Here is a 21,985-nt window from a genome sequence, read left to right as displayed (position 1 = left end):
AAGGGTATTTTTAAGGATAGATAAACAGATTGGAGGCTCGAGATGAAAAGAAGACAATTATTCATTGTAGCCATTTTTATTTTAACACTAACATCTATTTCATTTGGGTGCTCTACAGCGAATCAAACGGTTGTAAAGAAGGAAGAAAGTGAAGTTGTAAAGCCTTTTCCGACAAGTAAACAAAAATTTGTTAGAGTAGTAGGTTGGCTCACAAATGACAGTGTTTTGATTCAGGCTAAAAAAGGAAAAAGCACAGTTTTCATAAAATATAATATTTTTTCTGGAAAAGAAAAATCTATACTTACTATGAATAGTTTAATTTCTGACGTACAACTTAGTCCAGATTCTACACAGTTTCTCGTTTATGCGATTCAAAATGATGACAAAGTTAATTTGTCGGTTTATCAATCCAGTGATGGTTCAATGGTCATGAGTAAAGATATGGAACCGATGTCGGCTAATTTTTACTGGAACCCGGAGTCTGTAAATAAAATTATGATGATTATATTCGATCAAAATTTTGCTTATTCGGCCCATCTTATTGATACTGAAACGAATGAACTTAAAAAAATTTCTACAACGTCACCATTTGTTAGTTGGTATAGTGATAATTTATATGTAGTGAATCACAAAGATTTGCAAAATGAACTTGGAAACCTTTATCTGGAAGACTCTAGAGACCAAGAACCGGAAAGTCTTATTGTAGCTAATATTTTACAATTTGCTGTTAGTCATAATGTTTTATTAACAACTGAAAGGTCAGCAAATTCGAAAGAAGTAACATACGATTTTCGTACTATAGGATTTCAAACGATATATAAATATCAAATGCCAAGAGAGTATGATGAATTAGGAACCTTTATTCCTTATTTTGATGTTAATTTTACTGATAAAATATTTCTAACTTTCGAACCCTATGAAAGTAAAAAGGTAAGTCCAAACGGGAATGAATATCGTCTTGTTATGGTGAACCCTAAAAATAAAACTCGAGATGTAATTATGGATCTTATGGACAATAAACCAATTGTTAGCTCGCCAGATGGTAAGAAACTCTTGTATGGTTATCAATTCGAGCAACTTATATCAGTTAAAGATGGCCAAATTTCTAATCTAGTGTCCTCATCAGAACGAATTTACTAATGACACGCTAAATCAAATGAGCATTATTTGATTTAGCGTGTATTTTTATTAGAAATTTGTATTTGCTGCTTGTAATCCATTTGCCAGCGATGCTCAAATTCCATTTGACGGCTAAAAAGTGTAACCATACTTGTTAGTATGAGTAGTGTAATAAAAAGAATAAATAACGTAATAGGTAAAGAAAAACCATTTTTTATAATAGCCTCACTCCCGCTCAATATATATATGTGTTGAGAATTTTTTATTTGAAATAGTTTCAGCATTGATTAACAGAGAAGTTTGATGAATAGAAAAAGAAAATTTACCGATATTGGTTAAAAGTGGCTCATGCCCTTTCCCATCCACTTGTTTACGAACCACATCTTTATAAAATTCAAAACATACTTCTTTTTCTGAGAGCGTACAAAATTTGTTTTCCGTACGAATAGCAAGTTCATTATTTCCGATTTCTTGGCGTAATTGTTTTAAAAAGATATGCCATTCGCTACTATGTGTAATATTTGTTGCCTCAATGATCCTTTTTTCAGTTTGTAATAAGAAGGGGACCAATGAAAAAATAATGATGGTCACGACTAAAGAAAGGATAGATTCTAACAAGGTAAATCCATTTTTATTTAGGCAGGGTGATACATTTTTTGTTTTTTCTAGACCAGCCACAAATTTCCTCCTCATTTATTTGTTCGATAAAATAGCCATTTATTTCTTTTTTAAAAGGGAGAGTATCGTGAAAATCTACTTGATCTGCTAAATGTTGGTAGAGTGTAGTTAGATCTCTTTCGGCATCTAGTTGCTTTAACATGGATAAGATGAGTGGGGCCATAAATACAGTGACTAGGAGTAATAAGCTAAGCGAAAAAACACTTTCAAGTAAAGTAAATCCATTAGGTTTCTTCAACTCTAAAACGTCCTTTCCCAATTTGGAAAATCCATTTGTAGTTTTGCGCGCCTCCATTCAAAAAAACCGTTGTGAATCGATTAATGTGGCCGGATTCTGGCAAAAATTGAAACTTTTCAACTTGAACAATCTTCATCGATGGAGGATAAGTTTCCGTATAATGAACATTTCCATCGATGATAACTTGAAACTCGTCTTCTTTGAAAATGATTTCTGTACGTTTTTTACTTGTAATCGCAATAGTTTGAGCTAAATAGATATCTGCTTTAATTTGCTCAATCATTTCTTTTTCAGAAATTTTACTGATTAGCTGGTGCATAGGAGTGATGGATAATTGAATGGTTATGCTACTTATCATTAGGACTAGTAGCATTTCAATCAATGTAAAACCATTTTTATTATTCTTCTCTAACATTTCCAGAAGCGTCAATTCTTACATTTTTGCCATTTGGGCAACTTTTTTGATCCTCAGATAAATAACCTTTCGAAAGTAAATCTGCAAAACTAGGAACTTGGTTGAATTCTAATTGATAAGCTTGTACTTGGCTTTCGACAACTGAAATAAATGCGGTACATCCTTTATCATTTATGGATTTGCTTTGTTTGACGATATTTGGAATCGTGAGAAGTAACAAGACACTAACCACTAAAAGAACAATTAACATTTCAACTAAAGTAAATGCACGCTCATCTTTCCAATTGATTTTAAACATTAAAAACACTCCTCTTTATATTTGATTAACCATCGAAAACATGGGATAGAGAATCGACAGATAAATTGAAATAATTAAAATACCGATAACAAGAAAAACGGCAGGTTGAATATAACTAAATAATTTTTCCGTTTTTTCGAGCATCTTACTATGACAAAAATCGTAATAGAACAAAAGTTCATCAGATAAAGTACCGTTTTTTTCACCGTGCTGGATAATATAAACAAGTTCTTGCTCCAATATACCAATTGTTTGCGAGGCTTCCGTAAATGTTTCACCTAGTTCTAGGCGTGTAGTAAAATGTTTTCCAATTTCCATGAAAAATGAGTTGGATTGTTTTTTCATAAAAAGTTGAAAAGTTTCTTGAATGGATAGTCCGCTTTTTAATAAGTAGCCGCACTCTCTAGCAAATAGTTGAGAATAATGGATTCGGGTAAAACTAGAGACAAGAGGGATTTTGCTAAAAAATAAAGCGCGTTTCAAAGCCTCTTTGCGCTTACTTCTACGTAAGATTAATAAAAATAATAAGAAACAGGCAAGCATAACCCCAAATAAAATGATAGGCAGTTGTTGGAGTAGAAAGTTGGAAAATTGGCTTGAACTATTCTCGCTACTAGATAATTGCTTGAAAAGCAGAGCAAATTTAGGCAATAGGAAAATGCGTAACAAAAAGAAAACAATAATGACTGTTGAAAAAAGAACAGCTGGATATTGGAAAGTCTTTTTTAGAGCCTTTTGTTGTTCAGCTTTCCTTTTTAAAAGTTTGCCACATTCATATAACGTTTCATTAAAATACCCATGTTCATTTGCGTATAGTACGGGTGCTGTAATAAAGGTCGGGAAACTGGCCTTTTCTAATGCTAGCGAAAAATTTTCACCGGTATTGAGGGTATTTAAAAGGATTTGATAACGCTTTTGATCGTTTTTTGAAGTAATAGCGAGATACGCAATGGCAACATCAATTGGGAAACCTTTATTTAAGAGTTCAGAAAGTCGAATTAAAAAATCTCCGTCTTTATTCCAATCGATAGAATTAAAAAAAACCATAGCAAAATCCTTTCTGTAATTGCTTATTTAAGGATAAAATAGGCCCGTCTTTTTGGCCTCTAGCATACGTTTAAGCTTATTTTGTTCCGTTTCGACTTCATAAAGAACAGTTCTTTTTCTAGGTAAATGCTTACAATATAGCTGACAGGAGCCTTGGCATAAAGGACAATGGAGGGCCTGGATTTTTTGAAAGCTTATGCCAAGCAAACAATGCCTTAAGTTCTCTTTAGAAACACCTAATTCTTCCAAACGAGCTATTACTCCGGTTAAACTGCTGGCATGAATGGTACTAATCACAAGATGACCAGTTAAAGCCGCTCTAATGGCCATTTGAGCCGTTTCAGCATCACGTATTTCTCCAATGATAAGAACATCAGGGTCGTGACGCAAAATGGAGCGGATAATCGTTCCGTAGGTTAGACCAGCCCGTTCATTGACTTCGACTTGTAAGAAATCTTGGTGATAATGCTCAACAGGATCTTCAATTGTAATCACTTGTTTTTCAGTCTGATGCGTAAGGTCTGAAACAAGGCTATACATTGACGTTGATTTACCACTTCCTGTACTACCTGAAAATAGAAAAAGACCTGTTTGTGACTCGCAACTTTGAAAAATAGCTTTTGCTGTACCACGGAAAAGGGAAGTTTCTAAAAAAGGAAGAGGCTCCGCGTAACGATAAACACGAAGTACCATACTCTCTCTCCCTGTTTTATTCGGAAGTGTCGAGACTCGCAAAGATGCTTTTTGATTATGAAGAACTCGTTCATATTGACCAGATTGTGGCTTTCGTTTTTCGCCGATGTCCATTTGAGCATTAAACTTTAAGAATGAAATTAACTTATCACCAAGCGAAAAGGAAATATTTTTAAAAGGATGCAAATGACCAGAAACACGAATTCTTACAAGATAGTGGGATGTTGCGGGATGTAGATGTAAGTCACTTGCGCCGAGTGCAAGACATTGTTCCAGCATAGAGTCTAAAAAAAGTTGGGGCATTAAATTCACCTCTTGCTAATTATATTCGCCGCATCAAGCTTAAATCCTTTTTGGTCTAAAATGAGTTTCTAGCCAATAAAACCATTTTCAAGTCATTTTTTTAGATTCAGCCACCTAATTGTTTTCAAAATGAAACCACAAGCCATAAAAAAAATTTTTAACCCTTAAAAGTTTGTGAATTTTATAACTATGCGTACATTTCAAACGTGTGTTTCAAATAAAGCCTTTTCATTACGAACGATTGTTTGTTATTCTACTTTTTAATATGTAAAAACGTATTATTTGCCGAACGTTGCAAGGCGTGATAAGCTATAGGAAAGGGCAATATACATATGTAAAACGCGGTTGAAAATAAACAGAGAGACTGTTATAACAGCGCCGACGGGGAAAGCATAAAGTATGTGAAACTCTCAGGCAAAAGGATGTTTATGGGACGCAACTCTGGAGTTTTTTACGACAGGGCTTATGATTTAAGTAAGCCTTTTTCCTATGCTTAAAATTAAAAGGAGGTTTTCATTTTGACAGATTTATTACAAACACCGCTTCATCCGATTTATGAAAAATTTGGCGCAAAAACAATTGATTTTGGGGGATGGGATTTACCAGTACAATTTGCAGGGATTAAAGCCGAACATGAAACCGTTCGTACAGATGTAGGCGTATTTGACGTCTCGCACATGGGCGAAATTCATGTAACGGGGAAAGAAAGTACGGCATACTTAGAAAAAATGTTAACGAATAATATTTCAAATATCAAAGACGGACGTGCTCAATATAATATTATGTGCTACGAAGACGGGGGCGCAGTGGATGACCTTGTCGTGTATAAACGAAATGATGAAGATTATTTACTCGTCGTGAATGCAGCAAATATCGAAAAAGATTTTAACTGGTTAAAAGAACATGTGAGCGAGGATGTAAAAGTAGAAAATGTTTCAGGCGAGTACGGGCAACTAGCCGTTCAAGGACCGAATGCGGAAAAATTAGTTCAAACGCTTACAGAAGCTGACTTATCCGCTATCCCTTTCTTTGGTTTTGTAGAAGAAAAAGTAGTTGGCGTTGATGCGATTATTTCGCGAAGTGGCTACACAGGAGAAGACGGTTTTGAAATTTATATGCCAGCACAAGACGCCATCCAAGTGTTTCTTGCAATTGTTGAGGCAGGAGCTAAACCCATTGGTCTTGGTGCGCGTGATACATTACGCTTTGAAGCTAATTTGGCTCTTTATGGCCAAGAATTATCAAAAGATATCACACCACTAGAAGCAGGCGTTAATTTCGCCGTAAAATTAAAAAAAAGAACCGGACTTTATCGGAAAAGCCGCTTTAATTGCCCAAAAAGAAGCAGGCGTACCACGTAAATTAGTTGGAGTCGAACTACTGGATCGCGGAATACCAAGACATGATTATTTAGTTTATGCGGGCGATAAAGAAATCGGTAAAATCACTTCAGGCACGCAGTCACCTACTTTAGGCAAAAATTTAGGACTTGCTTTAATCGAATCAGAGTATGCAGAACTTGGACGTGAACTGGAAGTTTTAGTTCGAAATAAAAAACTAAAAGCAGTAGTTGTCGAAACGCCATTTTATAAACGCGCAAAATAAGTTTTAAGCTATTAAAAGGAGGAAAGAACATGTCAAAATTTCGCTATTTACCAATGACAGAGCAAGATGAAAAAGAAATGTTAGAGGCGATTGGTGCTAGTTCTATTCAAGATTTATTCACGGATATTCCGGAAAAAATTAGATTTAATCGAGAGTATGATTTAAAGCCAGCTATTTCAGAGCCGAATTTATTACGAGAACTAACGAAACTAGCGGCGCAAAATGTTAATACGGTGGAGACGGCTTCTTTTCTAGGAGCTGGTGTTTATTCGCACTATATTCCGACGATTGTAGACCATGTTATTTCACGTTCTGAATTTTATACGGCGTATACCCCGTACCAGCCAGAAATTTCGCAAGGGGAATTACAAGCTATTTTTGAGTTTCAGACTATGATTGCCGAACTAACCGGTATGGATTTAGCTAACTCTTCGATGTATGACGGTGGAACTTCACTTGCTGAAGGCGCAATGCTTGCAGCAGGTCATACCAAACGAAAGAAAATTTTAGTATCTGAAGCAGTTCACCCTGAATCTATAAATGTTATTAAAACTTATGCAAGCGGTCAACATGTAGAAGTAGAGCTTGTTCCTGAGACAGAAGGCAAAACAGATTTAGCTGCACTTGAATCGGCTATGAGTGATGAAGTAGCTGGTTTTATAGTGGGTTATCCGAATTTTTACGGTCAAGTAGAAGATTTAGCGGCGATTGAAGCAATTGTTCATGAACAAAAAGGTCTACTTATCGTTTCAAGTAATCCACTAGCTTTAGGTATTTTAACCCCACCAGGTGCATTTGGGGCTGATATTGTAGCAGGGGATACACAGGTATTTGGGATTCCTGAATCATTTGGAGGGCCGCATTGTGGCTACTTTGCATGTACCACGAAGTTAATGCGTAAAGTTCCCGGACGATTAGTTGGGGAAACAGTGGATGAAAATGGTAAACGTGGTTATGTACTTACGCTTCAAGCAAGAGAGCAGCATATTCGCCGTGATAAGGCCACTTCTAACATTTGTTCGAATCAGGCGTTAAATGCGTTAGCCTCTTCAGTTGCGATGGTCGCGCTTGGCCAAAGCGGTTTACCTGAAATGGCAAAACAAAACATTGATAAAGCTCACTATGCAAAAAAAGCGTTTCAAGATGCAGGTTTTACCGTTCTATTTTCAGACGCGTTCTTTAATGAGTTTGTCGTGAAGCTAGATGAACCAGTAAAAGACATCAATGAAGCACTCTTAAATGCAGGTTTTATTGGTGGTTTTGATTTAGGACTTTATGCACCGAAATATGCTGGTCATATGCTTGTCGCAGTAACTGAAATGCGTACGAAAGATGAAATCGATGCCTTTATTACCGCATTAGTAGAGAGTTTGGAGGGTGTAAAATGAGTGAAACGATGAAACTTGTATTTGAACGTTCTGTGCCAGGGCGTATCGGTTTTAGTTTACCTGAAAAAGATGTTCCAGAAACGAATTTAGAGGATATTTTTAGTGCGAGCTATATTCGTTCTGAAAAGGCGGATTTACCGGAGCTTAGTGAACTTGAAATTATGCGTCATTACACAGAGCTCTCTAATCATAATTTCGGGGTAGACTCAGGATTTTATCCGCTCGGCTCTTGTACGATGAAATATAATCCGAAAATTAATGAAAAAGTAGCGCGTTTCCCAGGATTTGCCAATATTCATCCGTATCAACCTGAAAGTTCTGTGCAAGGTGCGATGGCGCTTTTATACGATTTACAAACGAGCTTAGTTGAGATTACAGGTATGGACGAGGTGACGCTACAACCAGCGGCAGGCGCACAAGGCGAATGGACGGGGCTTATGCTTATTCGCGCGTATCATGAGGCAAATGGTGATACGAAACGTACAAAAGTTATTATTCCAGATTCTGCACATGGTACAAATCCAGCTTCTGCAACTGTCGCAGGATTTGAAGTTGTCACCGTTAAATCAAATGAAAAAGGACTTGTTGATGTAGAAGATTTACGTACAGTTGTGGGTGACGATACCGCTGCACTCATGCTTACGAATCCAAACACACTTGGCCTTTTTGAAAAAGATATTGTAGAAATTGCTGAAATTATTCATGCAGCAGGTGGAAAACTTTATTATGACGGAGCCAACTTAAACGCAATAATGTCAAAAGTTCGCCCAGGCGATATGGGATTTGATGTTGTTCATTTAAATCTCCACAAAACATTTACTGGCCCGCACGGCGGCGGTGGCCCTGGTTCTGGTCCTATTGGGATTAAAAAAGATTTAATACCATTCTTGCCTACGCCAGTTCTGACAAAAGAAGAGGGTGGCTATACGTTTGATTATAACTACCCGCAATCGATTGGACGCGTAAAACCATATTATGGAAATTTCGGAATTAATGTCCGGGCGTATACGTATATCCGCACAATGGGCCCAGACGGACTCAAAAAAGTAACCGAATACGCCGTACTAAACGCGAATTATATGATGCGCCGACTTGAAAAAGCGTTTGATTTACCATTCGACCAAGTCTGCAAACACGAATTTGTCCTTAGCGGCAACCGTCAAAAGAAACTGGGCGTTAGAACAACAGATATTGCTAAACGGTTGTTAGACCATAATTTCCATCCGCCAACTGTTTACTTCCCATTAATTGTGGAAGAAGCGATGATGATTGAACCGACTGAAACTGAGTCGAAGGAAACGTTGGATAAATTTATTGATACCATGTTACAAATTGCAGAAGAGGCTGAAAACGATCCGGAAATCGTTCAAGAAGCTCCGCATGCGACATATGTCAAGCGTCTTGATGAAACTCGTGCTGCAAGAAAACCGGTACTTCGTTATCAAAAATAAAAAAAGAACCGGAGAGTGAGTTTACTTGCTCTCCGGTTCTTTTTATGCAATACAAGTTTCTTTTTCGAAAATAGGATAATCTTTTAATTGGCCAGAAAAAATTTCATTTAATGGTGCAAACGCGCTGAAGTCACTGGGCCTTAAAAATTCAGGCGGAATATCATCAATTGAAATATCTGCTTCTAATAAGGTTTGACCAACAAATTGACTGCAGAACATGTAATTAGCGCGCTTGTATGGTATTTGAAATAATAAAGCGAACAAGCCTAAAAAATTATAACGATAATGTTTTTCATTCTTTTTCATATGGTGAATAGAATGTTTAATCTGAGAAAATTTTTCTTCTGAAACAGAAAGCTCGTAAATTGTACAAGTGGCATTTTGAAATAGCGGATCATACATGTTTTCTCGAACAAAGCCCGCTTGAAATGGATTTAAATCACTTTTTCTCCCAAAACTATATGTATAAAAAAGTGATGAATCAAGCGCAAGTGATACATGAGAAAACGGAAAACCAGTTGATTTTTGGATCGTTCTAGCAAGTAAAGTGTTTGTGTTTGTTAAAAGTATGTATATTTTCATTATGTAATCCCCTTTTTATATCGATACTTGTATTTTACCTAGAAAAGAAAGGGATTTAAACCATCAAAGGGCGGAAACGAAATCAGTACTAGGTCTGATTTTATTCAATGACAATACCAAGGAGCGTCGCTAATTTAAGAGCTTGCTCTTCTGTTACTTTTAAACCTTTTAGAGAATCAATCGAAGCGGTTAGCTTATCAAAGTGGCAATTCGTGAAGTCAAGACCGTTTAATGATGTATTGGAAAAGAGACAATCCGTCAATTGACATTTTTGAAAGGAGAATTGCTTGAAATCAGCGCTTTCAAATTCAGCACCAGTCAGTTCGCAATTTGTGAAATTGACAGCCTTAAATTTTGTAAAACTAAAGCCAGCTAAATCAAGAACACAATTTTCAAAGAGAACATTATGAAGTAAACTATCCGATAAGTCAGCTCCTGTTAATTTGCAATCATGAAACGAAACGCGATGAAGGGTGCTCGAGTAGAGCGATAAATTAGACAGGTTGCTTTTTTCAAAACGTACATCTGTTAAATCCATTTTGGGATAATGATTAGCTTCAAAAAAGACATTTATAAAACAAGATTGGTCAATCACAAGTTGTTCAGTCTCTCTGATAGGGAAAGTACCTGTAAACTTTGTTTGTTTTGTATAATTATCCGTAAAATCAGCTTCTAAGGCTGGTGTAAGTGAGCTTGGGATTTTTGGTGCAATAATTTTTGGCATAAAGAGGACTCCTTTTATCATTTTTTGTCGCGCGCCGTTTTACTTTGCGTGAAATTTGAGTTTTTTTACAAGCTGAGAGCCGACTCCTAGGAGGCGGCTCTTGGTTTATTTTGCTTTTGTTTTACCTTTCCATTTACGGAAACCGCCCTTTAATTGATAAATATTGCGGTAGCCACGCTTATAAAGCATAATACCAGCGCGGTTGCTACGCTGTGCGGATTGACAATACAAATAAATAGGTTGATCTTTACGGAATTCCGAAATACGTTGTTTTAATTGTGTAACCGGAATGTTTCTAGCACCTAAAATATGACCGCCGTCAAATTCATTTGGTTCTCGCACATCAATAAGTTGTGCTTTTCGGTACCCCTCTTTAAATTCATCTTCTGTTAAAACCGTAATGGCTTTTTTGCGCATAATAAGCTGATAAACTTCATAACCAAGTAAAATCAGTAAAATGGCAATAGCTAAAATCCAACTAAAATCCAATTCAGTAAACTCCTTTCTAGTGAAACATCATCTCTATTATAACTTATTTTTTCCCTCCATCAATGACTTTAAAGGAAGATTTTTTCTTTTTTGAAACAGCTTGTTCCCTTTTGGGGTGTAAACGTTTAGATTGCTTAACTGCTTTTTTGTAACCAGACTCTTTCGGAGCGGCGATAAAATGAAATACAAGAAAGAGTAGGGCTAGTGAAATAGCCCCGATGACAAGAAGGGTTAAAAATGAAATAGCCCCGCCTGTAAAAATCCCTATAAGACAAAGGGATATAATGAGCGTTAAAATGATTTTTGAAGATTTTTTCATTAATACCTACTCCAATAACTCTAGATTTTGGGGTAAATCAACTTCTTGTACACCTTCTTTTTCAATGCGCAACAGCTCATTAAAGGAAGCAATCGCAACCTCTACTTGGTCATCCTCTGGCTCTTTGGTTGTAATAAGTTGCAACCATAAACCAGGATATCCTAAGAAACGTAAAACAGGGATATTTCGGCATTTATTCGTCAGTTGCAAGACTTCAAAAGCTACGCCTAAAACAACTGGAATGAGTAAAATACGATCTACGACACGTAACCAGAGCGGATCAGTTGGGACTAAAAAGTAAATGAACATTCCTACAATAACAGTGAATAAAATAAAGCTACTGCCACAACGATAGTGAAGGCGAGACTGCTTTTGTACATTTGAAACTGTTAGCGGAAGATTATTTTCATAGCAATTGATTACCTTATGCTCTGAACCATGATACTGAAATACGCGTTTAATAATAGGGGTCTGAGAAATAGCAAAAATATACGTTAATAAAAGAAGTAGCTTAAAAAAGCTTTCTAGAATAACTTGTCCTACATCACCTGGAACTAGGAAACGGAATAATTGAGCAAGGAAAACAGGAATGAGCGTCATAACAAATTTTGCAAAAATAAAAGATAAGACGCCAATAACTGCCACACCAAGCCACATTGCAACCTTAGATTCTTTTTTTTCAATCTTCTCTTCACTTTCAGGTTGATTCGGATCCTCATCATAACGATCCGTGGCAAATGTAAGATGCTTTGATCCAATTGCGCTAGATTCAACCAAGGCAACAATACCTCTTATAAAAGGAACGCGTTTTAAATTCTTTACCCATTTAGGGCTATTTTTTTCTAAATAAAAAAACTCAAATGTGCCGTCTAGTCTGCGAATGGCTGTGACGGTTTGCTTTTTGCCGCCAAACATGACGCCTTCAACGACTGCTTGACCGCCATAAGCAGGTTTTTGTGTTTCTTTCAACAAATTCACCAGCCTTTATGATTTCTAAAGATTTATTATACCACAGGAACGTGTAGAAATTACTGCGTTTTACCTGAATGTTTTAAATTAGTCGAAAAAGGTTATAAAAATAGTAGTCCAGTGCGTTTTGGGCTGATTTACCTCACTTCACTAATAAAGTATACCGTAAAAACTCATCCAGCTCTCGGATGGGTTTTTGCGTGTCATTTATGGTAAAATAAAACGCGTAAGCTACATATAAGGGAGGAAGTTAAAAAATGAATCAATTAGCAAAAATTCAACATGCACTCGCGGATAAAAAAATGGAAGCAGTTCTTGTAACTAGCGAGTATAATAGACGTTATGTTTCTGGTTTTACTGGTACAAGTGGAGTAGCTCTTATCTTACCTCAAAAAGCTTATTTTGTGACGGACTTTCGTTATACAGAACAAGCGGGCAAACAAGCTGTTGGCTATGAAATTGTCAAACACCAAGGTCCGATTTTTGAAACAGTAGAAGATTTACTCGTTAAAAACGGTGTTAAAATGCTCTCTTTTGAAGAAGCTTATGTGACAGTTGCGGAATTTAAAGGTATGGAAGAAACATTTTCTGCTGAACTTTCTCCGGTTCAAGGCTTTTTTGAAGCCATGCGTCAAGTAAAAACTGAAAAAGAATTAAAAGAAATTCGCACAGCCTGTGAGATTGCAGATGCTTCATTTGATCATATTATTCGTTTTATAAAAGTAGGGATGTCAGAACTTGAAGTTTCAAACGAGTTAGAATTTTTTATGCGTAAACAAGGTGCAACATCTTCCTCTTTTGATACGATTGTAGCAAGTGGTGTCCGTTCAGCGCTACCACACGGAGTTGCATCGGATAAGAAAATTGAAACAGGTGATTTTGTGACCATGGATTATGGTTGCTACTATAATGGTTATTGTTCAGACATGACACGAACAATTTCTATGGGTGAGCCAAGTGAGAAACTGAAAGAAATCTATCAAATTACACTAGATGCCCAGTTAAAAGTAATAGAGGCTTTAAAACCAGGCATGTCCGGAATTGAAGCTGACAAAATTGCGCGGGATCACATCGCCTCGCATGGTTATGGTGACGCTTTTGGGCATTCATTAGGGCATGGCATTGGTTTAGAGATTCATGAAGGTCCTAATTTATCGATGAAGAGTCCGCAAAAATTAGTTGCTGGAAATGTAGTGACTGATGAACCAGGCATTTATTTAGCTGGAATTGGCGGTGTACGTATCGAGGACGATATTTTAATCACAGAAACAGGGAATGAGGTCTTAATTCATTCACCAAAAGAGCTTATTATTTTATAAAATTTCTTTGTATCTTTCGGCAATTTATGGTTAAATAAGAAAGGACATACAAAAGAACCAGACTGGTCGGCATTACAAATAAATGCTAGATGCTATTCTGGAAGAACTTTTATTCCATATGAAAATGGAATTTACAGGAGGAAAAAAGATGATTTCAGTTAACGATTTTCGTACTGGTCTTACAATTGAAGTAGATAATGGGATTTGGCGCGTTTTGGATTTTCAACACGTGAAGCCAGGTAAGGGTGCAGCTTTTGTTCGCTCTAAACTACGCAATTTACGTACGGGTGCGATTCAGGAAAAAACATTCCGTGGCGGTGAGAAAGTAGCCAAAGCCCAAATTGATAACCGCAAAATGCAATATTTATATGCAGATGGCACTAATCACGTTTTTATGGATAATGAATCTTATGAGCAAATCGAATTACCAGCAACACAAATTGAATATGAACTTAAATTCCTAAAAGAAAATATGGAAATTAATATTGTGATGTATCAAGGTGAGACAATTGGTGTTGATTTGCCAAACACCGTAGAATTAAAAGTAGCTGAAACAGAACCTGGTATTAAAGGTGATACCTCATCAGGTGGTTCTAAACCAGCGACGCTTGAAACAGGCTTAGTTGTACAAGTGCCTTTCTTCGTAAATGAAGGGGATACACTTGTGATTAACACAACAGAAGCAAGTTATGTATCACGTGCATAATAACGAGGTAGTACTTATCAAACGGTAAGTACTATTTCTTTGCAAAAAATTGAAATATAAGCATGCGATTTATCCTTTTAAAAAGAAATTATGGTACAATGAAGTTAGTTTGTGATCTAGATATGTTAAGGAGTGTAGAAAAAAATGCTATCATTTGATGATATTAAACAGCTTATTACGCTGATTGATGATTCCAATTTAAATGAATTTGAATTAGACCAAGAGGGAACAAAATTATCTATAAAGAAAAACAGCGAGGTAGTCACCTTTACACCGAGTGAAAAAGAACATGCAACATCGCCTGAAATTGCAAAACAAGTTGTGGTGGCAGAGCAAGTGGAGACTCCGGTTGTAGCAGAAGCACCATCTAATGCGACTGACTTAGAAGTTATTACATCACCAATGGTAGGAACATTTTATGCTTCAGGTAGCCCGGGAGAACCACCATTTGTTGAAATCGGATCACAAGTATCAAACAATACAGTTGTTTGTGTAGTAGAAGCAATGAAACTATTTAATGAAATTACAGCTGATTTAAATGGTGAGATTGCTGAAATTTTAGTTTCTAACGGGGAACTTGTTGAATTTGGTCAACCTCTCTTTAAAGTTAGAAAAAAATAAGGAGTAATGCGAGAATGATTAAAAAAGTATTGATTGCCAATCGAGGCGAAATTGCCGTTCGTATTATTCGTGCTGCAAAAGAGATGGGAATTGAAACTGTTGCTATTTATTCAGAAGCTGACCGAGATGCCCTACATAGTCAATTAGCTGATGAAGCTTACTGCGTAGGTCCAGCTGCGACGAAAGATAGTTACTTAAATATGTCTAATATTATTAGTGTTGCTGTTTTAACGAAATGCGACGCCATTCATCCAGGATATGGTTTTTTAGCAGAAAACGCTGATTTTGCTGATCTATGTGCAGATTGCAACATCACTTTTATCGGACCAAGTGCGGAAGCGATTTCGCAAATGGGGACAAAAGATGTTGCACGTGAAACCATGAGAAAAGCTGGAGTTCCAGTTGTTCCGGGTTCACAAGGCATTGTTCAAGATGCCGAAGAAGGAAAGAAAATTGCTAAAAAAATTGGCTATCCTGTTATTATTAAAGCGACAGCAGGTGGTGGAGGAAAAGGGATTCGTGTTGCGGAAAATGAAGAAAAATTAGTTTCCGGTATCAAAACTACCCAAGCCGAAGCTGAGGCCGCTTTTGGAGACCCAGGCGTTTACATTGAAAAATTTATAGAAGATTTTCGACATGTTGAAATTCAAATCATGGCGGATAATCATGGAAATGTCATCCATCTTGGTGAACGCGACTGTACTATTCAACGACGTTTGCAAAAATTAATCGAAGAAAGTCCCTCACCAGCTCTTGATGAAAAAACAAGACAAAAAATGGGGCGTGCCGCAGTGAAAGCGGCAAAAGCTGTGCATTATTCCGGCGCTGGAACAATCGAATTTATTTACGAACCAAAAGAAAAAAGCTTCTATTTCATGGAGATGAACACGCGAATTCAAGTAGAGCATCCAGTTACAGAACTTGTAACGGGTATTGATTTAGTCAAACAACAATTTTTAGTGGCATCAGGTGAGGAGTTAGGTATTAAACAACAAGATGTTAAGCTGTCAGGTTGGGCAATGGAATGCCGTATTAATGCCGAAAACCCAGAACGTAATTTTATGCCAGCACCAGGTGAAATTAAGTTTTATTTACCACCAGGTGGGAACGGGGTACGTATTGATTCAGCAGCTTACCCAAACTATAAAATCCCACCATTTTATGATTCGATGATTGCCAAATTAATTTGTTATGCAGATACACGAGAAGAAGTTGTGGAGAAAATGAAGCGAGCTCTTTCAGAATTTGCAATTGATGGCATTCCTTCAACGATTCCATTCCATATAAAAGTACTCGAAACAGAGGCATTTCGTTCAGGAGATTTCAATACGAAATTTTAGAAAAAAATGATGTAATGAAAAATACTGAGGAGGATTAATTATGGCCTACACAAAAGATTTACGTAAAGGACAAGATGAGCCACTTGGGAAAATTGAAATTGCGCCAGAAGTCATTGGTGTTATTGCAGGTCTTGCTGCCAATGAAGTTGAACAAGTAGCAGCCATGCAAGGCGGTTTTGCAACTGAAATGCGTGAACGTTTTGGCGGTGCTGTCAACTATCGTAAAGGTGTTAAAGTAGATTTATTAGAAGAAGGTATTACAGTTGAAATTTATTGCACGGTATTGTTTGGTGCAAGCATACCACTTGTAGCGGAAAGCATCCAAAACACCGTGCGCGATACAATTTATAGTATGACAGGACTTCATGTGTTAGAAGTCAATGTTCACATTGTAGGCGTTCAATTTGAAAAAACAGAATCGCTTTCTTTTGATGACCTAACATTTTAAGAGGTATAAAGGAGTTTTAAAATGAAAAGAAGAGAAGCTCGCGAAAGAGCGCTTCAAGCATTGTTCCAAATGGAGTTGAACGAAATGACTACAGACCAGGCGATTCAAAATGTCATGGATGAGGAACAAGATGATTATGTTGAGACGCTTGTAACTGGTGTAGCGGAACATAAAAGCGAACTTGATCAAACAATCGAAACACATTTAGATAATTGGCAACTAAGCCGCTTAAATAAAGTGGATTTATCTATCTTACGTGTTAGTGCATTTGAAATGCTTATTTTTAGAAGATGTTCCAGACCGTGTAAGTCTAAACGAGTCAATTGAAATTGCTAAAATATATAGTGATGAGAAAGCTAGCAAATTTATCAATGGTGTACTTGCAAATATTGCGCAAAACGATTAGTGGTTTTACTTTAGATTTGGTGAGAAGTACTTTTTCACCAAATCTATTTAATCATAAGTTTTTAAGGGGGCAATGAAGATGGCACAAGTTATTGATGGAAAAAAATTAGCGAAAGAGATTCAAGAAAATGTAACAAAAGAGGTAAGTCGATTAAAAAGTGAGGGCAAACAGCCTGGGCTTGCAGTAGTTCTTGTAGGGGACAATCAAGCATCACGTACATATGTAAGAAATAAACAAAAGCGCACAGAAGAAAGCGGCATGAAGTCAGTACTTATTGAACTAGATGAAGATGTATCAGAAGAAAAATTACTTCAAACTGTGGAAGAACTAAACGAGGATGATACCATTCATGGCATTTTAGTTCAATTACCACTACCTAAACATATTTCGGAGGAAAAGGTCATTGACACAATATCTGTCTTGAAAGATGTAGACGGGTTCCATCCTCTTAATGTGGGAAATTTATTTGTAGGCAAAGATTCTCTTGTACCGTGCACACCAGCAGGAATTATCGAGCTTATCAAATCTACTGGTCAAACGATTGCCGGAAAACGTGCAGTTGTCATCGGACGTAGCAACATCGTAGGGAAACCTGTTGCCCAACTTTTATTACAAGAAAATGCAACTGTTACGATTGCACATAGCCGTACAGAAAATTTAGCAGAAGTCGCTAGTGAAGCAGATATTTTGGTTGTGGCTACTGGGCTAGCTAAATTTGTTAAAAAAGAGTATGTAAAAGAAGGCGCTATTGTCATTGATGTTGGAATGGACCGCGATGAAAATAATAAATTATGCGGGGATGTCGATTATGACGATGTGTTTCAAAAAGCGGGCTTTATTACACCTGTACCGGGTGGAGTTGGTCCAATGACAATCACGATGCTACTTTCCAACACTTTGAAAGCGGCAAAAAGATTATTTGATAAGCAATAAAAAATGGACGTGATGATTTTGCAAGAAAAATATTTAACAGTTGAAGCACTAACCAAATATATTGAACGAAAATTTGAAGCAGATCCCTATTTAAAACAAGTTTTTGTCAAAGGGGAAATCTCGAATTTAAAAACACCTGCGAGCGGCCATATTTATTTTACGTTAAAAGATGAAGCGGCCATGCTTCGCTCTGTTATGTTTGCAAAATCGGTAGCCAAATTGCCTTTTCGGCCTGAAGACGGCATGAATGTATTGGTAACTGGTCGTGTATCTGTTTTCAATAAAGCAGGACGTTATCAATTTTATGTCGACAGCATGGAACCGGATGGCGTAGGAGCGTTATACGTTCAATTTGAACAATTAAAAGCTAAATTAGATAAGGAAGGACTTTTTGATGCGAGGCATAAAAAAGTGCTTCCTTCTTTCCCTTCTAAAATTGCGATTGTAACAAGTGGAACAGGAGCAGCTATCCGTGACATTTTAACAACCCTTCACCGGCGGATGCCAAATGTAGAGGTGCTCGTTTATCCAACACTTGTACAAGGCGATACAGCGGCACAAAAAATTGCGCAAAACATCGCACGTATCAATGCACGAAATGATATTGATCTTATGATTATCGGGCGCGGCGGTGGCTCCCTTGAAGAACTTTGGGCGTTTAATGAAGAAATTGTTGTACGATCTGTCTTTGATTCAGACGTACCTGTTATTTCGGCGGTTGGTCATGAAACGGACTTTTCACTTGCCGATTTCGCAGCGGATGTGCGAGCAGCAACCCCAACAGCAGCAGCCGAACTTGCGGTTCCACACCAAAAAGATTTGACAGAACGTCTTCTTGAGAGGAAATATCGACTGACAAATTTAATGCGGCAAACTTTTGAACGTTCGGAAGTAAATTTGGCAGCGAAGCGAGATCGCTTATTGTTACGCGGGCCACGAAAATTAATGGATGAACAGACGGAACGTTTAGATTATTTTTCTGGTCGGATGGAAAACGCTTTTGCGCGAGTACTTTGGCAGAAAGAAACGCAACTCACGCAACTTTCCAATCGTATTGAACTTGTGTCCACGAAGCAGTTAGTAGTAGATGCAAGACGCGACACGCTGGATATGGCCAAAAGACTACAAGTGGCTGCAGCAGATATTGTGAAGTCGAAGCGTTATGAATTTGAGAAGCATATTTCGGCGCTGGAACTTTTAAGCCCGCTTTCCCTCCTAAAAAGGGGTTACGGGGTGACATATCAAGCAGGCGAACTGGTGAAGGAAGTTAGTCAACTTGAGCTCGGGGATGAAGTAAAGGTGGTCTTAAGTGACGGTGCCTTTACGGCAAATGTGACAAGCAAAGAGGAGGAAAAATAAATGGCGACAAAAAAACAACAAACTTTTGAAGAAGCGATGAAAGAACTTGAAACAATTGTAGAGGCTTTAGAAAGTGGCAATGCTTCATTAGAAGAGTCGCTTGATATGTATCAAAAAGGAATTGAGCTCACTAAACTTTGTCAAACGAAACTACAAGCGGCTGAGGAGAAAATGGCGAAAGTTGTGACGGAAACAGACGAGGAAAAACCGTTTGAAGTGGAGAGTGAATAACGTTGACGGATTTACGTATGTTTATGGATACATATAAAGCTAAACTGGAGGAGCGACTTTTTGCTGCGGTTCAAAATGAAGCAATTGAACCAAAATTAAAAGAAGCCATGCACTATTCTCTACTAGCTGGTGGAAAAAGAATTCGGCCACTACTACTATTTGCAACGATTGACGCGCTAAGAGGGGATAAAAATCTCGGTTTACATGCGGCAAGTGCCGTCGAAATGATTCATACATACAGCCTAATCCATGATGATTTACCCGCGATGGACGATGACGATTATCGTCGCGGTCAATTAACGAGCCATAAGAAATTTGATGAGGGAACGGCTATTCTTGCAGGAGATGCCCTCCTCACTATGGCTTTTTCAGAAATTGCAAGTGACGAAACGATTAATGCGGAGAAACGAATAAAAATCGTTCAACGCTATGCCAAAAATGCCGGCGCTCTTGGTATGGTTGGCGGACAGCAAGCAGATTTAATGGGCGAAAACAGGGATTTGACCTTGGAAGAATTAAAATCCATTCATGCGCGTAAAACGGGTGCTTTACTGCACGCGTCTGTATATGCAGGTAGTGTACTTGGTGATGCGACACAAGAAGAACAAGAACGTTTGAGTGTTTATGCTGAACAAATTGGTATTGCGTTTCAAATATGCGATGATATCTTAGATGTAACAGGTGATACCGCTAAACTTGGTAAGGAAACGGGTTCTGATGAAAAAAAGCAAAAAAGTACCTATCCGAATTTATTAACACTAGAAGGTGCCAAAAAGGCGCTTAATGAGCATTACGCGCTGGCTATAGCGGCACTTGTGGACAGTGGACTTAAAACGGATTACTTAATTGGTCTTGCTGATTTAATTGTAAAGCGAGATAATTGAATAGTAGTGAAAATTTTTTTACTATTTAAAAGTAATCATTTGCATTTTTGATTTTTACATGATATGCTTAGATAGCATTATTTTTGTGGGTAAGGATACGATTGTGAACAACATTCCATCTCGTGCCATAAGCAAGAATAGTACAATATAATGTGCTCGGGAGCACGAGGAGGAATATGTAAAATGGAACAAGGTACAGTAAAATGGTTTAACGCAGAAAAAGGTTTTGGATTTATCGAACGTGAAGGTGGAGACGATGTATTCGTACACTTCAGCGCTATCCAATCTGATGGTTTTAAAAGCTTAGACGAAGGTCAAGCAGTTACTTTTGATGTTGAAGAAGGCGCTCGTGGACCACAAGCAGCTAACGTTAACAAAGCGTAATTAATATTTTAAAATCAAAAGCAAATCTCAATTTGAGATTTGCTTTTTTTTGTTTCCATACATTTCCTTTTGAATTTGCTTGGTGAAATAGGGCGGAAATGATATAATGATTTCAAGTAATCGTGAATATGCCCTAATGAATGGGCGTTTTTTATTATTCTACTTTAAATTATTAGGAAAGCGAGCTGTTTCAATTGGATCTTTTAAAAATTAAGGATCCTGCCTTCTTAAAAGATATGACAATACCCGAAATGGAAGAACTAGCTGCAGAGATACGAAAATTTCTTATTGAATCTACCTCTGTTACTGGTGGTCATATTGGACCTAACTTAGGTGTGGTAGAGCTTACTATTGCACTTCACCACGCTTTTACAAGCCCATCAGATAAATTTATATGGGATGTGGGTCATCAATCTTATGTGCATAAAATATTAACGGGTAGGGCAGATAAATTTGATACACTTAGGCAACAAGGGGGCTTGGATGGCTTCCCGAAAAGAAAAGAGTCGCCACATGATGTATTTGAAACAGGACACAGTTCCACTTCTCTTTCAGCTGCAGCCGGGATGGCGATTGCTCGAGATATAAAAAATGAGCATTTTCATGTTGTTCCAATTATTGGGGACGGGGCTTTAACGGGTGGAATGGCTCTAGAAGCATTGAACCACATAGGTGATATGGGAAAAGAAGTGATTGTCATTTTAAATGATAATAACATGTCTATTGCCCCAAATGTCGGTGCTATGCACAATATGCTTGGTAAATTACGTACTTCTGGGAAATTTAAACGAGCGAAAAAAGACTTAGAAGCAGCGATGAAAAAAATTCCAACAGCAGGAGATAAAATTGCTGGTTTTGCCGAAAGAAGTAAAAGATAGCGTTAAATTAATTTACTTGTTCAAGGTAACCTTTTTTGAAAGAAATGGGTTCAGACACAGTATTTAGGACCGGTGAATCGGGCATGATTATCAAGATTTAATTACAAACCTTGAATTTGACCAAAAAAGTAAAAGGTCCAACAGCTTATTCATGTTGT

Annotated in this window: 23 protein-coding genes, 4 pseudogenes and 1 riboswitch; of the genes and pseudogenes, 16 read left to right on the top strand and 11 right to left on the bottom strand. The window is 37.4% G+C overall.

The features are described from left to right. Positions 1–42 precede the first annotated feature (42 nt). Positions 43–1,140, top strand: a complete 1,098-nt coding sequence (locus tag LFLEISCH_RS06400) for a YqgU-like beta propeller domain-containing protein (protein WP_007474350.1) — start codon at positions 43–45, stop codon at positions 1,138–1,140. A 204-nt stretch (positions 1,141–1,344) separates the two neighbouring features. Here LFLEISCH_RS06400 and comGF read toward each other — a convergent pair whose 3' ends face one another. The 6 genes from comGF to comGA are packed head-to-tail and all read right to left on the bottom strand — an operon-like array spanning position 1,345 to position 4,791. After that, positions 1,345–1,797, bottom strand: coding sequence for a competence type IV pilus minor pilin ComGF (comGF, locus tag LFLEISCH_RS06395; protein ID WP_007474348.1), 453 nt, complete (start codon positions 1,795–1,797; stop codon positions 1,345–1,347). Further along, positions 1,751–2,035, bottom strand: coding sequence for a hypothetical protein (locus tag LFLEISCH_RS06390; RefSeq protein ID WP_007474346.1), 285 nt, complete (start codon positions 2,033–2,035; stop codon positions 1,751–1,753). The genes comGF and LFLEISCH_RS06390 overlap by 47 nt, the downstream gene beginning before the upstream one ends. Further along, complete coding sequence (gene comGD, locus LFLEISCH_RS06385) at positions 2,022–2,450, bottom strand: competence type IV pilus minor pilin ComGD (RefSeq protein ID WP_007474344.1); 429 nt, start codon at positions 2,448–2,450, stop codon at positions 2,022–2,024. The genes LFLEISCH_RS06390 and comGD overlap by 14 nt, the downstream gene beginning before the upstream one ends. Then, positions 2,434–2,748 (bottom strand): competence type IV pilus major pilin ComGC, encoded by a 315-nt coding sequence (gene comGC, locus LFLEISCH_RS06380; protein ID WP_007474342.1) that lies wholly within the window; start codon positions 2,746–2,748, stop codon positions 2,434–2,436. Before comGC ends, comGD begins: the two co-directional genes overlap by 17 nt. A gap of 15 nt (positions 2,749–2,763) precedes the next feature. Next, entirely contained in the window at positions 2,764–3,795 is a 1,032-nt protein-coding gene (gene comGB, locus LFLEISCH_RS06375) for a competence type IV pilus assembly protein ComGB (RefSeq protein ID WP_007474339.1), read from the bottom strand. Positions 3,796–3,822: 27 nt separating this feature from the next. Then, positions 3,823–4,791, bottom strand: a complete 969-nt coding sequence (gene comGA, locus LFLEISCH_RS06370) for a competence type IV pilus ATPase ComGA (protein ID WP_007474337.1) — start codon at positions 4,789–4,791, stop codon at positions 3,823–3,825. A gap of 345 nt (positions 4,792–5,136) precedes the next feature. Beyond that, positions 5,137–5,227: riboswitch (glycine riboswitch) on the top strand. Between the two features lie 82 nt (positions 5,228–5,309). Here comGA and gcvT point away from each other — a divergent pair. The 3 genes and pseudogenes from gcvT to gcvPB all read left to right on the top strand — a co-directional run bounded on the left by gcvT (position 5,310) and on the right by gcvPB (position 9,235). Next, a pseudogene (gcvT, locus tag LFLEISCH_RS06365) lies at positions 5,310–6,396 on the top strand (glycine cleavage system aminomethyltransferase GcvT). Between the two features lie 29 nt (positions 6,397–6,425). Next, entirely contained in the window at positions 6,426–7,784 is a 1,359-nt protein-coding gene (gene gcvPA, locus LFLEISCH_RS06360) for an aminomethyl-transferring glycine dehydrogenase subunit GcvPA (protein WP_007474333.1), read from the top strand. Further along, positions 7,781–9,235, top strand: coding sequence for an aminomethyl-transferring glycine dehydrogenase subunit GcvPB (gene gcvPB, locus LFLEISCH_RS06355; protein WP_007474331.1), 1,455 nt, complete (start codon positions 7,781–7,783; stop codon positions 9,233–9,235). Before gcvPA ends, gcvPB begins: the two co-directional genes overlap by 4 nt. Before the next feature lie 42 nt (positions 9,236–9,277). Here the strand turns inward: gcvPB and LFLEISCH_RS06350 are convergent, their stop codons facing one another. From LFLEISCH_RS06350 to LFLEISCH_RS06330, 5 genes are all read right to left on the bottom strand, one after another. Then, positions 9,278–9,817: a hypothetical protein gene (locus LFLEISCH_RS06350; RefSeq protein ID WP_007474328.1), complete on the bottom strand. Its 540-nt coding sequence runs from the start codon at positions 9,815–9,817 to the stop codon at positions 9,278–9,280. Positions 9,818–9,917: 100 nt separating this feature from the next. Further along, positions 9,918–10,541, bottom strand: coding sequence for a pentapeptide repeat-containing protein (locus tag LFLEISCH_RS06345; protein ID WP_007474326.1), 624 nt, complete (start codon positions 10,539–10,541; stop codon positions 9,918–9,920). A 105-nt stretch (positions 10,542–10,646) separates the two neighbouring features. After that, positions 10,647–11,030 carry a rhodanese-like domain-containing protein gene (locus tag LFLEISCH_RS06340; protein ID WP_007474324.1) on the bottom strand — a complete coding sequence of 128 codons (384 nt, stop codon included), beginning with the start codon at positions 11,028–11,030 and terminating at the stop codon, positions 10,647–10,649. A 43-nt stretch (positions 11,031–11,073) separates the two neighbouring features. Continuing rightward, positions 11,074–11,349 (bottom strand): hypothetical protein, encoded by a 276-nt coding sequence (locus tag LFLEISCH_RS06335; RefSeq protein WP_007474322.1) that lies wholly within the window; start codon positions 11,347–11,349, stop codon positions 11,074–11,076. A gap of 6 nt (positions 11,350–11,355) precedes the next feature. Then, entirely contained in the window at positions 11,356–12,264 is a 909-nt protein-coding gene (locus LFLEISCH_RS06330) for a DUF1385 domain-containing protein (protein WP_149022048.1), read from the bottom strand. Positions 12,265–12,575: 311 nt separating this feature from the next. Between LFLEISCH_RS06330 and LFLEISCH_RS06325 the strand changes: the two genes are divergently transcribed. From LFLEISCH_RS06325 to LFLEISCH_RS06270, 12 genes and pseudogenes are all read left to right on the top strand, one after another. After that, entirely contained in the window at positions 12,576–13,637 is a 1,062-nt protein-coding gene (locus tag LFLEISCH_RS06325; RefSeq protein WP_007474318.1) for a M24 family metallopeptidase, read from the top strand. Between the two features lie 148 nt (positions 13,638–13,785). Then, positions 13,786–14,343, top strand: a complete 558-nt coding sequence (gene efp / locus LFLEISCH_RS06320) for an elongation factor P (protein ID WP_007474316.1) — start codon at positions 13,786–13,788, stop codon at positions 14,341–14,343. 144 nt (positions 14,344–14,487) lie between these two features. Continuing rightward, on the top strand, positions 14,488–14,964 hold the full coding sequence (gene accB, locus LFLEISCH_RS06315) for an acetyl-CoA carboxylase biotin carboxyl carrier protein (RefSeq protein WP_007474314.1): 477 nt from the start codon (positions 14,488–14,490) through the stop codon (positions 14,962–14,964). 14 nt (positions 14,965–14,978) lie between these two features. Further along, positions 14,979–16,342 (top strand): annotated as a pseudogene (gene accC, locus LFLEISCH_RS06310) (acetyl-CoA carboxylase biotin carboxylase subunit). 2 nt (positions 16,343–16,344) lie between these two features. Next, positions 16,345–16,752, top strand: a complete 408-nt coding sequence (locus tag LFLEISCH_RS06305; RefSeq protein WP_007474310.1) for an Asp23/Gls24 family envelope stress response protein — start codon at positions 16,345–16,347, stop codon at positions 16,750–16,752. A gap of 21 nt (positions 16,753–16,773) precedes the next feature. Continuing rightward, positions 16,774–17,158: pseudogene (gene nusB, locus LFLEISCH_RS06300) on the top strand (transcription antitermination factor NusB). A 78-nt stretch (positions 17,159–17,236) separates the two neighbouring features. After that, positions 17,237–18,091, top strand: a complete 855-nt coding sequence (folD, locus tag LFLEISCH_RS06295) for a bifunctional methylenetetrahydrofolate dehydrogenase/methenyltetrahydrofolate cyclohydrolase FolD (RefSeq protein WP_007474305.1) — start codon at positions 17,237–17,239, stop codon at positions 18,089–18,091. A 15-nt stretch (positions 18,092–18,106) separates the two neighbouring features. Continuing rightward, positions 18,107–19,450 (top strand): exodeoxyribonuclease VII large subunit, encoded by a 1,344-nt coding sequence (xseA, locus tag LFLEISCH_RS06290; RefSeq protein ID WP_040504786.1) that lies wholly within the window; start codon positions 18,107–18,109, stop codon positions 19,448–19,450. Then, positions 19,451–19,681, top strand: coding sequence for an exodeoxyribonuclease VII small subunit (xseB, locus tag LFLEISCH_RS06285; RefSeq protein WP_007474300.1), 231 nt, complete (start codon positions 19,451–19,453; stop codon positions 19,679–19,681). Between the two features lie 2 nt (positions 19,682–19,683). Further along, the gene (locus tag LFLEISCH_RS06280; protein ID WP_007474298.1) at positions 19,684–20,565 is read left to right on the top strand and encodes a polyprenyl synthetase family protein; all 882 of its coding nucleotides are present in this window, start codon (positions 19,684–19,686) and stop codon (positions 20,563–20,565) included. A 183-nt stretch (positions 20,566–20,748) separates the two neighbouring features. Further along, positions 20,749–20,949: a cold-shock protein gene (locus LFLEISCH_RS06275; RefSeq protein WP_007474297.1), complete on the top strand. Its 201-nt coding sequence runs from the start codon at positions 20,749–20,751 to the stop codon at positions 20,947–20,949. Positions 20,950–21,185: 236 nt separating this feature from the next. Beyond that, positions 21,186–21,764 (top strand): annotated as a pseudogene (locus LFLEISCH_RS06270) (1-deoxy-D-xylulose-5-phosphate synthase N-terminal domain-containing protein); the annotation flags it as partial. Positions 21,765–21,985 lie beyond the last annotated feature (221 nt).

The organism is Listeria fleischmannii subsp. fleischmannii LU2006-1, from assembly GCF_000344175.1.
Classification (GTDB): Bacteria; Bacillota; Bacilli; order Lactobacillales; family Listeriaceae; genus Listeria; species Listeria fleischmannii.
This window is presented reverse-complemented; position numbering and strand designations above follow the sequence as displayed.